The organism is Paenibacillus phoenicis, assembly GCF_034718895.1.
Taxonomy (GTDB): Bacteria; Bacillota; Bacilli; order Paenibacillales; family Paenibacillaceae; genus Fontibacillus; species Fontibacillus phoenicis.
On sequence record NZ_JAYERP010000001.1, the window covers coordinates 1,319,932 to 1,331,787 of the forward strand.

At 51.8% G+C, this 11,856-nt stretch carries 12 protein-coding genes, 1 pseudogene and 1 other annotated feature; of the genes and pseudogenes, 1 reads left to right on the forward strand and 12 read right to left on the reverse strand.

Features of this window, described 5'->3' with window-relative positions:
* Positions 1-45 precede the first annotated feature (45 nt).
* The 5 genes from U9M73_RS06180 to U9M73_RS06200 form a co-directional block, all read right to left on the reverse strand.
* A complete protein-coding gene (locus U9M73_RS06180) occupies positions 46-1,605 on the reverse strand; it encodes a 2-isopropylmalate synthase (protein WP_323076565.1) in 1,560 nt (519 codons plus the stop codon).
* Between the two features lie 98 nt (positions 1,606-1,703).
* Positions 1,704-1,935: a binding site (T-box leader), on the reverse strand.
* A 67-nt stretch (positions 1,936-2,002) separates the two neighbouring features.
* Positions 2,003-2,470: a hypothetical protein gene (locus U9M73_RS06185; protein WP_260070277.1), complete on the reverse strand. Its 468-nt coding sequence runs from the start codon at positions 2,468-2,470 to the stop codon at positions 2,003-2,005.
* A 108-nt stretch (positions 2,471-2,578) separates the two neighbouring features.
* Positions 2,579-4,537 (reverse strand): translation factor GTPase family protein, encoded by a 1,959-nt coding sequence (locus U9M73_RS06190; protein ID WP_323076566.1) that lies wholly within the window; start codon positions 4,535-4,537, stop codon positions 2,579-2,581.
* Between the two features lie 18 nt (positions 4,538-4,555).
* Complete coding sequence (locus tag U9M73_RS06195; RefSeq protein WP_397376591.1) at positions 4,556-5,914, reverse strand: PFL family protein; 1,359 nt, start codon at positions 5,912-5,914, stop codon at positions 4,556-4,558.
* Between the two features lie 17 nt (positions 5,915-5,931).
* Complete coding sequence (locus U9M73_RS06200; RefSeq protein WP_260070279.1) at positions 5,932-6,201, reverse strand: ACT domain-containing protein; 270 nt, start codon at positions 6,199-6,201, stop codon at positions 5,932-5,934.
* A 366-nt stretch (positions 6,202-6,567) separates the two neighbouring features.
* Between U9M73_RS06200 and U9M73_RS06205 the strand changes: the two genes are divergently transcribed.
* Positions 6,568-6,765 carry a hypothetical protein gene (locus U9M73_RS06205; RefSeq protein ID WP_323076568.1) on the forward strand — a complete coding sequence of 66 codons (198 nt, stop codon included), beginning with the start codon at positions 6,568-6,570 and terminating at the stop codon, positions 6,763-6,765.
* 130 nt (positions 6,766-6,895) lie between these two features.
* On the opposite strand, the gene U9M73_RS06210 is transcribed toward U9M73_RS06205, so the two are convergent.
* The 7 genes and pseudogenes from U9M73_RS06210 to U9M73_RS06240 all read right to left on the reverse strand — a co-directional run bounded on the left by U9M73_RS06210 (position 6,896) and on the right by U9M73_RS06240 (position 11,849).
* On the reverse strand, positions 6,896-7,465 hold the full coding sequence (locus tag U9M73_RS06210) for a GNAT family N-acetyltransferase (RefSeq protein ID WP_016312123.1): 570 nt from the start codon (positions 7,463-7,465) through the stop codon (positions 6,896-6,898).
* A 105-nt stretch (positions 7,466-7,570) separates the two neighbouring features.
* Positions 7,571-8,437 (reverse strand): VOC family protein, encoded by an 867-nt coding sequence (locus tag U9M73_RS06215; RefSeq protein WP_260070281.1) that lies wholly within the window; start codon positions 8,435-8,437, stop codon positions 7,571-7,573.
* A gap of 187 nt (positions 8,438-8,624) precedes the next feature.
* Positions 8,625-9,059, reverse strand: coding sequence for an Rrf2 family transcriptional regulator (locus U9M73_RS06220; protein WP_323076570.1), 435 nt, complete (start codon positions 9,057-9,059; stop codon positions 8,625-8,627).
* Between the two features lie 135 nt (positions 9,060-9,194).
* Positions 9,195-9,496, reverse strand: a pseudogene (locus U9M73_RS06225) (AIM24 family protein); the annotation flags it as partial.
* A 29-nt stretch (positions 9,497-9,525) separates the two neighbouring features.
* Positions 9,526-10,014: a cysteine hydrolase family protein gene (locus U9M73_RS06230; RefSeq protein WP_260070283.1), complete on the reverse strand. Its 489-nt coding sequence runs from the start codon at positions 10,012-10,014 to the stop codon at positions 9,526-9,528.
* Positions 10,015-10,191: 177 nt separating this feature from the next.
* On the reverse strand, positions 10,192-10,659 hold the full coding sequence (locus tag U9M73_RS06235; RefSeq protein ID WP_036646024.1) for a hypothetical protein: 468 nt from the start codon (positions 10,657-10,659) through the stop codon (positions 10,192-10,194).
* 95 nt (positions 10,660-10,754) lie between these two features.
* Positions 10,755-11,849, reverse strand: a complete 1,095-nt coding sequence (locus U9M73_RS06240) for an AI-2E family transporter (RefSeq protein WP_009226134.1) — start codon at positions 11,847-11,849, stop codon at positions 10,755-10,757.
* Positions 11,850-11,856: the final 7 nt, after the last annotated feature.

The window sequence follows — 11,856 nt, forward strand, 5'->3', positions numbered from 1 at the left end:
ATGAGAGCTCCTTCTGCCTCATTTTTTACGCACCGCTCATTTAGTTTACATAACATTTGTTATGTCGCTTATGGGCGCACCAGCTAATACCATCGCATTGATGCCGTTCACGAAGGCCTGACCGCTCGCTTTGATGATGTCAGTGTCCATGGCGCGTCCTGTGTAGGTTTTTCCTCCTGCTTCCAGCTGAATATTTACCCGACCAATCGCTTCTTTCCCATGGGAAATGCTGTTGATCTTATAGGAAGTCAGTTTGGCGTCGATGCCGGTTAACGACTTGATTGCACTGTAAAGCGCGTCGATCGGGCCATCTCCAATCGCGCTGCCCTTCCGCTCTTGTCCGTTGATCTTTAAGGTAACGGTGGCCGTTGGGCAAATGTCATTCGTCACGACTTGGAACGAAGTCAGCTCGAACAGCGGATGACCGGAATCGCTTTGTTCTTGATGTTCACTAATCAGGTAATATAGGTCATGGTCGTACACTTCTTTTTTCGCATCGGCCAATGTCAAAAACCGTTGGAATAACCGTTCAAACCCCACGGCATCCGACGTATCGAACCCCAACTTCTCCACCGCATGCTTCACCGCATGCCGACCGGAACGGGCCGTCAAAATCAGCTCCATACTTTCAGCCCCCACCTCTTCAGGGGACATAATTTCATACACCTGCTTATCCTTCAACAGACCGTCTTGGTGAATTCCGGAGGAATGGGCAAACGCATTGTCGCCGGTGATCGCTTTGTTCACCTGCACATCGAGTCCCGTCAAATGGGTCAGCAGCCGTGACGTGCGAATCAGCTCCTTCGTATCGATGTTCGTGCGACATCCGTACAGCGCCTCGCGTACCTTCAAGGCCATCACCGCTTCCTCCAACGAGGCGTTTCCGGCCCGTTCACCAAGACCGTTAATCGTGCACTCGATTTTCTCGGCCCCGTTCTTGATGGCGCTTAAGGTATTGGCGGTGGCTAAACCAAGATCGTTATGACAATGGACGCTGAGGATTACAGAATCGTCGAGATTTTTCAGCCGCTCGTGAATGCGTCGGATCAGGTGTCCAAATTCCTCCGGCTCCGCGTAGCCCACGGTGTCGGGGATGTTAATCATCGTGGCTCCGGCTTTGACGACCGCCTCGATCGTCTTCCACAAATACTCAAAATCCGCCCTCGAAGCGTCCTCGGTAGAATACTGGACCTGCGGCAACAGAGTTTTAGCATATTTCACCGCATCGACACCCATTTGCAGAACGGCATCTTTGGAGCGGTTAAATTTCTTTTCCACATGGACGTTCGAAGCGCCAAGCACAATATGGATCAACGGTTGTTCTGCCTCACGGATGCTTTCGTATACGGCATCGATGTCGGATTTAACCGCCCGGGCCAACGCGGTAATGCCTACGCTGTCCCCTACACTTCGGGCAATTTGCTGCACCGCCTGAAAATCTCCTTGCGAGGACGCAGGGAAGCCGGCCTCAATCATATCGACACGGAGGCGCTTCAGTTGATGGGCAAACTCCAGCTTTTGCCGTACGTTTAACTTGGCTCCGGGGACTTGCTCCCCATCGCGTAACGTGGTATCCAGAACGATAATGTTGCGGTAACGGTCCATCTGAAAGTTCCTCCTTGATTTTGAAATTTGGATTGGATCTATGTGAAGCGGGGTTGATTAAACCCGGACTTTAATCAACAAAAAAACCCCGTCTCTGCTATAGAGACGAGGTTTAACCCGCGGTACCACTCTAATTCATTTCACATGATGAAATGATCTCTTTCGATGGCTAACACCATCTATCCTTGTAACGGCGGAATCCCGGCTTACCCTACTTATCAGGCAGCTGTTCATAGACGAGTTCAACATGACGGACACTGCCGTTTCGCACCACCCAACGGCTCTCTGAAAGGTCAAATCACGTTTACTATTTCTAATCAACACATTTGGCAATATGGAATTATTGGTTATTATATGCACCTAGTAACGGATTGTCAACATGACGTCATGAAATCCATCATTCTATCTCGAATTTACTTCGAAGCTCTTGGACCTTAAGAAGAGCCAACTGTAATTGTTCTTTGTAGGAGCTCCAATTTTTCTCGTCTTTGATATAACTTGAGGTGACGTTCAGCTCATCACACTGCTCAATCACTTCTTGAATAAGCTCTTGATTATCTTGTGCAACGGAAAGTTTATTATGTGCATCCAACGTTTCGTTCAAGGAATTTAATAACTGATTTGTCTCGCCTATGAGTTCATACATGGTGGAACGCAGTTCTGCAGGCACTGCCTGATCCAGGGACGGACTATCCGTGCGATTCATCGAGTAGAAAACAAACCAACTATTTTCGGAGTACCCGTCAATTTTCCCTTGAATATAAGCCAAATCAGCTTCACTTGGCTTGTTCGTTAAACTCCTAAAAATTTCTGTGAGAAAGTGAAGTTGATTCGAATATTGGTGATAAAAAATATTATTGTACAAGGTGTACGCCTCCGAATTAGGGTCATCCTTCATAGGCTGACTTGTACATGAGGTGAGAATGATCGATAAAACGAAGGCGATCATGAATTTGCGAAACATAGGATCACCTCATGATACCGAAGCGTGCATATGTTTGGGCGCCTCGTCCCACGGTACAGAATACGCTTGCCCCTTTGCACAAAAGATTGAAGACGAGGTATATGCCGGATCGGCATTTTTGTTATAGTTTTTCCGAGCGATGGTCGTCTCGGCTTGATGGCAAGGCTCATAACCGCCGAATTTCAGCATGATCGAACCTTTCCCGTGCGTCATCGATGCAAGCTCTGTCGGATAGTCCATAAACGTGGCGACCGGAACGACACCTGAAATCACCGCCGTCTCTTCTCCCGTCTCCGGTGGATCAAATCGGCCGTGCGCTTGCTGGATGTCGGTTAACACCTTACCGAGCTGATCTAATGGCACCTTGATTTTAAAATGGTACACCGGCTCCAGAAGCACATTCTCCGCCTGCTCCAACGCCTGCCGGATCGCGCGGTAAGTCGCCTCGCGGAAATCGCCTCCGCTGGTATGTTTATTGTGTGAGCGTCCGGTGAGCAACGTAACGCGAACATCCGTCAGCGGCGAGCCGGTCAACAGGCCGTGGTGCTCACGTTCCAACACATGTTGACCGATCAGGTTTTGATATCCTACGGACAAATCATCCGCATGGCAAGCATTTACAAACGTCACCCCGCTGCCCCGTTCCGCAGGCTCCAGCCGCAAATGGACTTCGGCATAATGCCCTAGTGGCTCGAAGTGACCGCAGCCCGTCACCGGTGTAGATATCGTCTCCTTATATAAAATTTCCGGTGGTCCAAACGTAATCTTCATCCCAAAACGTTCCTGCACTACCTGTTGCAAAATTTCCAATTGGATTTTGCCCATGACATGGATATGCAGCTCCTGCAGCGCTTCATCCCAACGGGTTCCTAAAGTCGGGTCCTCGGCGTCCAGCAGCTGAAATACCCGCAGGACTTCCTTCAGATGAAGCGGCGGTTCAAATTGCACCTTCGACTGCAACGTGGGAGCGAGCTCACGGCGAATCGGGTCTACCAATGCCCCGAGGCCTTCACCGGACGATACCGAGGTCAATCCGGTTACCGCGAACAGTTCCCCCGCTTGAACGAAATCCGTCTGCACAAATCGTTGACCGTTGTATTTGCGGATAGCGGTAATTTTCTCCGTCCGTTGCCCCCCTTCCGGGCCATAGGTTAGTTCATCCCTGACTCTTAACGTGCCTTGCAAGGCTTTGATGAAGGTGACCCGTGTCGCTTGCTCATCATGCCGAATTTTGTACACCCGCCCCGCAAACGGAAGCTCTGGATCATACCGAGTAACCGTTAAACGATCCAACGCCTTCATAAACACGTCGATCCCGATATCCAAGAGCGCGGATCCGCGCAGGCAAGGAAACACCTGGCCGTTTTGAACCATCTGAATGAGATGTTCGTTCCACGCTGCGTCGGATAATGTCCCTTCCAAAAATGGCTCAAGCAGCGCCTCATCTTGTTCCGCAAGCCAAGCCTTTTCCGTTTCGTCTAGTTGCTCGACGGCTGCCCAGGTAGTCAGATCCAGTACATTCGCGCTCAGCTCGCGGCGGATATCTTCCAGAACTCGATCCGGGTCAGCTCCGGTGCGATCCGTCTTATTGATAAAGAAAAACGTAGGAATCCCATATGTCCGCAGCAGCTGCCAGACCGTTTCCGTGTGGCCTTCCACCCCTTCCACCGCGCTGACGATGATCACCGCATAGTCGAGCACTTGCAGCGCCCGTTCCATTTCTGCGGAAAAATCGACGTGCCCCGGCGTATCCAACAAAAAGTAGGTGGAATCCCCAACCTTCATTTCCGCCTGGTCGGCGAATACGGTAATGCCCCGCGCCTTCTCGATCTCGTGGCTGTCCAGGAAGGCGTCGCGATGATCAACCCGACCGCGGCTGCGAATCGTTTGCGTATGGTAGAGCAACGCTTCGGCAAAGGTGGTTTTCCCAGCGTCGACATGCGCCAGGAGTCCGATCGTTTTGAACATAGCTGCGTCCCCCGCCATTTAGTTCTTAAAGCTGTGGATCGGAGCCGGAATCCGGCCACCCCGCTCGATGAACGGAGCGCAGTTAAAGGCGTTGACCGGCATAATTGGCGCGTAGCCCAGCAACCCGCCAAACTCCACGATCTCGCCAACGTCCTTGCCGATTACCGGGATAATCCGAACCGCGGTCGTCTTGTTGTTGACCATGCCGATTGCCGATTCGTCAGCGATGATACCGGAAATCGTCGCGGCGCTCGTGTTGCCGGGAATCGCGATCATATCGAGGCCAACGGAGCACACGCACGTCATCGCTTCCAGCTTCTCCAGCGTCAGCGCGCCGCGCTGCACCGCTTCGATCATCCCATGGTCCTCACTGACCGGGATGAACGCACCGCTCAAGCCGCCAACGTAGGAGGAGGCCATGACGCCGCCTTTTTTCACGTTGTCGTTCAAAATCGCCAGCGCAGCGGTCGTTCCCGGCGCTCCCGCTTCCTCCAAGCCCATCACCTGGAAGATCTCTGCGATCGAGTCGCCGATTTCCGGTGTTGGAGCCAGTGACAAGTCGATAATGCCAAACGGGACGCCAAGGCGCTTCGACGCTTCCTGCGCAACCAACTGACCGACCCGAGTGACCTTAAACGCCGTCCGTTTAATCGTTTCGCACAACGTCTCAAAATCCTTGCCTTTGACTTCCTCCAGCGCGCGTTTCACAACTCCGGGGCCGCTGACGCCCACGTTGATGACGCACTCCTGCTCTCCAACGCCGTGGAACGCTCCCGCCATAAACGGGTTATCCTCGACCGCATTGCAGAACACAACCAGCTTGGCGCAGCCGATCGAAGCCCGGTCCGCCGTCCGTTCCGCGGTACGGAGGATGATGTCGCCCATCTTTTTCACCGCGTCCATATTAATTCCGCTGCGCGAGGAGCCCACGTTCACCGAGGAGCAGACCCGTTCGGTGACAGCCAGCGCTTCAGGAATGCTGTCGATCAGCACCCGGTCGCCGTTCGTAAAGCCCTTCTGCACAAGGGCCGAGAAGCCGCCGATAAAGTTGACGCCAACCTCTTTGGCCGCCCGGTCCAGCGCTTCGGCCACCGGCACGAACGTATCGGTCTTCAGCCCGCCGGCAGCGATCGAAATCGGAGTAACCGAGATCCGCTTGTTGACGATTGGCACGCCAAACTGCTTCTCCAGGTCCTCCCCGGTTTTGACCAGGTTCTCGGCAGTGCGGGTGATTTTATCGTAGATGTTCCGGTTAAATACGTTCATATCCTCGTGAGCGCAATCCATCAGGCTGATGCCCATCGTAATCGTGCGCACGTCGAGGTTCATCTCGCGGATCATCGAATTGGTTTCTTGTACTTCAACGCGTGAGATCATGGTGTCCCCTCCCTTCCTTAGATCCGGTGCATCGTATTAAAAATATCTTCGTGCTGCAGCTTGATTTCTACGCCGATGGAGAGTCCCAGCTCCTGCAGTTCTTCAACCAGCGTCTCGAAGTTTTTGGTGGGTGCAGAAATATCAACGATCATCATCATATTGAAATACCCTTGAATAATCGTCTGCGAAATATCAAGAATGTTCACATTATGATCGGCCAAATACGTGCAAACCTTGGCGATAATGCCCACTTTGTCTTTACCCAGTACGGTGATAATCCCCTTCAACCCAAGCTCCCCCTTTAATGTAAGACTCCCGCCAGCGCGGACGAGTCATCTGCTTCGATTTATTATGGCAAAAGAACGGCGATTCTTCAATAACGGCTTTTACTCGGTGACGCGGAAAAATAACGCCGCTCTGCCGTCGACATGGGCTTACCCGGCATTGCATCCTTCGCGCCGTCAGCACGGGTGCCGTTCATACCCTCCGTCTCACAATCCTCCGGACGGTAGCTCCCTTGCTTCACTCGGATATCCCGGTAAGCTCCGCAACTTGCCGCGGAGGGCATCGAGATTCGGAGTGTTGATCCAGGGAGCAACAACACGTTACGTAATTGAAGACACTCGGGTATTCCGATCTGGCTGAAACCGGTGATGAAATTGTTCTTCTCCCCGCCGACCCATGGAGCCGGGTTGCTATATGCCGCTGCACGGGGGCAGCATCGCGGGCAAACCGGTGTCTTTTTGATCAAGGATCAGATCGTGGATGTGAAATTCAGGGAACATGCTCAGACGGTGCTTCGCCAGGTTCACACCCTTCATCAAACGGAGTATCTTCGGGAGCGCCGCTAAATTTGCGGTGTTCCCCAGCCTAATTACGGCAATACGTTAATTTCACCTAACAAAAAAACAAGAAGTCCCAGCGTGGTCATTAACTAAAACCAGCCGAAACTTCCGATGGAAAATCAATTTGGAGGTTGCTCTACCGGAACTGCCGGTTCCGTTTCGCTTCATATTGCTTCTTCAGCAACGCGAAGACAACGGCATCCACAAATTGATTTTTCTCGAAGAACGTTTCCTTTAAATACCCTTCCTCATGAAAGCCCGTTTTCTCCAACAAGTACCTGGATCGAATATTATCGGGGTCGATATAGGCCTCGATCCGATTTAGCCCCAGATCCTCAAATCCGAAGCGCAGAATCTCCTGCAGCACTTCCGTCATGACACCTTGGCGCCAATAGTCCGGGTTGAGCTCGTATCCAACCTCTGCTTTGTAATGCTCCTTCGACCAGTTATGAAAACCGCAAGTGCCGATCACCCGGTCGCTTTCGGCCTTAACCGTAATCGCCCAGCGAAAGCCCCGCTTCTCCAAATAGCGGCTGTTCCACTTCTGGATGAGTTCCTCGGCTTCTCGGAGTTCCACGAAACGATCCAGATCGTAATATTTGGTCACTTCGTCGTTGGAGAAATAATGGAACAAATCGGCGGCGTCCTTCGTCGTCAGCCTTCTGAGTACAAAACGTTCCGTTTCCAATTGAGGGAACATTTTCATAACGACCGGTCCTTTCCTAAAATATACGTAAATCTATTATAGGTGAAGGACCGCGCCAAAAGGAAGAGTTAAAATCCGAAGGATCTTCCACTGAATGTTCACTCTTTAGGCAGCAACCGTTAGTCTAATTCCGATGCCAAAAGGATCACTTAGCCGCAGCTCATTCCCCTCTCGCACATAGGCCACCTTGGCTTCGTCCAACCGGCTTACGACGGCTTCCAAGGCCGGAACGTCCGGCAGTTCCACCGTGAAATAATGAATGCCCACCGCATCCTCCGGCGCTGGCGGCGCATCTTTGCCAGCCCACAGGTTCAGGCCGATATGGTGGTGGTAACCGCCAGCGGAGATAAATAAAGCCGAAACCCCAAAGTGGAGAGTGACCTCAAACCCCAATATTCCGCAATAGAACTGTTCAGCCTGCTGTAAATCCCCTACATGAAAATGCACGTGGCCCATGCGAGTACCTTCCGGCAAACCGTTCCACTGCGCACGCTCGGAGAGATGTAACAGGTTTTCGATATCCACCGGATCGGTCGTCATGTGAATTTCGCCGGACGCGGTTTTCTGCCAGGTGTCGCGGGGGCGATCGGCATAGATCTCAATGCCGTTCTGATCCGGATCGCTCAAGTACAGCGCCTCGCTGACCAGGTGATCGCCCTGCCCCACCGGGATTTGATGCCGGATCAAATTGCGAAGTACAAGGCCCAATGTCACTTGACCCGGAACTAAGATGGCAAAGTGGTATAAACCGGACACGGAACGCTCAGGCAGAATGCGATAACGGGGATCTGCCTCCAGAATCAGCAAGGGATGTTGGCCGTCAACGGTTAACTCGGCAACATTGCTGTTTTGGCGTAGCAGCCGAAGGCCGATCACCTCTTGATAAAAGGTGAGCGAGCGCTCCAGATCGCGAACTTTAAGTTGAACAACGCCAAGCTGCGTGGCGGGATGAATCGGCAAGGGATGAGCCATGATGGATTTCCTCCTTCAAAATAAGAACAAATTACAACCCCAGATGAAATAGCAGCTGTAACAGAGGATGTTACATTTAGTCGTTGTAATCAGTATAGTTACAGGGACTCCAATTGTCAATTTCGGTATAAAAAAAGCCCCCTGCTATCGGGGGGCTTCACTCCGCATACCGTTAGATGCACTTGCGTTACACGGATGGGTTGTTGACCGTAATTTCGTTCACAACGTCCTGCAGCGTTACCGCCGCAAGCGTATTTTCCATCGCCTTTTGCGCCTTGGAGAAGATCGGTTCAATGGCCGCTTGAATATTCTTACCGACCAAGCAATCGGGGTTGGTCTGATCATGGACGGCAAACAATCCGTCTTCCTCCACGACATGCACGGCACGGTATACATCAAGCAGCGTAATGTGATCCAGCTTCCGTGACAGCTTGGCTCCGGCTACCCCCGTACGGACTTCCACCAAGCCCGCTTTGCTTAGCATGCCCATAATGCGGCGGATGACAACCGGATTCGTGTTGACGCTGCCAGCAATATATTCCGAAGTGCAAATCTCGTCCTTGCTGATTTCAAGCAGGGACAAGATGTGAATCGCCACAGAAAATCTGGAGCTGATCGTCATGATAAGCCGCTCCCCCTTTTCATCATCATGTAACCATATTAGTTACTTGAGGAGCGGAATGTCAACCGCCTTTCTCACGAAGCAGACCGCGGACATCGCGCACTTCTGTTATCTTCCATCGAGCAGGTTGCCCAAGCCCCCGGAATGCACGAAAGCCAGCCCGTCACCTTCGATTTTCTGCATGATGAAGCCTTCTCCCCCAAAGAAGCCGGTGCCGAGCTTACGCTGGAATTCTATGCCGACGAACACGCCTTTGGCCGCACATAGGGAGCGTCTTTCTGACAGATCACCTTCCCGCCGAGCATTTGCAGGTCCAGCGGGACGATTTTTCCGGGATAAGGTGAAGCAAAAGTAACGGCCTGCCGTTGATACCCGGCGTTGGTGAAGACCGTCGTAAACAGGCCCTCGCCGGTCAGCAGCCGCTTACCCGCCCTCATGATCACATTGCTGAGATTAATGCCATAAATTAATTTTGCTTCAAAAGCGCTCGGATGACAGAATAACTGATCAGACTGCGATCCCGATAGACGGCGGCCACTGAATCGGGGTGCTCGCCGAGGATGCCTTTTTGCAAAATAGCCGCACCAAATCCGCGCTCCACCGCGCCGTTAAACGTAAAAGTGACGCAGTATTCGGCGGCAAATCCGCAGACCACGACGAAATCGGTGTCATGTTCACGCAGAAGCTCCTCCAGGTTCGTCTTCCAGAACGAGTTGCTCCATGCTTTGGAGATCCGCAGGTCCGATTCGAGTATTTTGACTTCTGGGATGACCTCGTATCCCGGAGTTCCAACGCCCCCATCCTGATCCTGAACTACCACAACCGGCCGGCCCGCTTCCCTGAACAAGTCAGCGACGGCATTAATGTACTCACAAACTCCCGGGATTTCACTTTGGATGCGAGGATGGTTCAAAAAGACTTGCTGCATATCGATGATTAATAAAGCCGGTTTCATGCCTGCTCCTCCTTTGCCGCCTGCAAGGCAGACGACCAATTTCTTACATTATACACGATCCCTGAACCGGCCGCCGTAGTTGCTGTGGAATAATTTTTGCAGTTGAACGAGTATAACATAAAACCAGCCAGCCGCTGAAAGTTCAGACGACTGGCTGGTTTCTTTGTAAGCATCTTTTCATTCATAGACGAGAATATCGCGGAGTTGTTTCGCTTGCTCAATATAGGGTCCCTCCGCCAAATTGTTAAACGCTAGATGGGTGGCACGCAAGCTGAGCAGCCGGTCGCCCGGCTGGAGGCCAAATTGCTGCCAGGTTGACAGCGGCAGCGTAAAATACCCTTTGCTGTTCAAGTAAACCCAGCAAAACGTGCGTTCTTTAACGATAACCGGTTCCCCTTCCGGGATGGCGAATTGCTGAAGCTGAGGAATGCTGGCGAAGATCGGGGCCAGCGGCGAGTTGGCAATCAGTTCTTTGCACAGGACGCTAAAGCCTTTGGCCGTATTCCGGCCGGTCATCAGAATAATGTTGGAATCCGGTCGAATCTGGTACTCTTGCAGGGCTTGATCCGGAAGGTAAAACGATCCGTCGGGAAGAATCTTGCTCCATGCGTAAAAGTACTTCCCGCCTTTGGCTTGCACTGCCATGTACATCATCCCCCGAGCAAATTGATAGAATAATCATCGCCTAATCGCGGGGATGGGAGATATGATTTTTGTCACCTTGCAGGTCATATGGAATTTTATGGATTCGATTCGGTGAGCTCCTCAATTTTTTCAGCAAAATAAAGTTTATGTGCTTTGAGTACGATAATCTTCAGCATCATATAAACCGGAATCGCCAAGATCATCCCCAGGATGCCGCCAAAATCTCCGGCCACCAGCAACAAGACGATCGTGGTCAACGGATGAATATTGATCGTTTTGCCATAGATGTATGGGGAGATCAAGTTGCCTTCGATTTGCTGCGCAACCACCACGATAACGATAACCCAGAATACCATCGACGGAGACACGGTGAACGCCACGATGACACAAGGAATTGCCCCCAGCAGCGCCCCGAAATAGGGGATGAAGTTAAACAACGCGCCCACCACCGCAAGAAGCAATGGGTAGGGCAAACCTATCAGCCAAAAACCGATAAAGCTCATAAACGCCAGCAGCATCGCACTAATCATGCGGCCGGCGATAAATCCTTTGAGCATGTTATCAATTTCATGGATGACGCTGGCTCCATCGCGGCGGTAACGACTGGGCAGCATCCGCACCAGCAATGGCGTGACCCGCTCGTCTTCCTTCAGCATGTAATAGAGCAGGATCGGGACGGTACCGACGACAATGACGAAATCGTTCAGGAAAGTCACCACATGGGACAAGTAACCGGAGATGGCTTCCATGGCCGAGTTCAAATATTCCGTGACTTTGCTCATCAGTTCCGGACTGGTTTCATTCGTCACCATGGAGAGATAACGATTGTCGCGGATGTCGTTGAATTGGGTCTGCAGTCCGTTGATCATCTTCGGCACATTGTTCATAAATTCGATGATCTGCCTCCGGAGCGGCGGCCATACAACGATTAAGAAGATCGTAATGACTCCGGCGAATAACAAGTAGATCAGCAGGATCGACAGCACCCGGTTCAGTTTCTTCCGTTCCAAGAACTGTACGATCGGCCGCAGCAGATAATATAGAAATCCGGAGATCGTGAGCGGGACAATTAGAATGGACACCAGCGTCACCAGCGGATTAAAGATAAAGCTGACCTTGGACAACAAATAGATAATGGTCAGCACCATAATAATCCCAAGCGATGTGCGATAAAACGGATGTTGCCACACGGTTTGT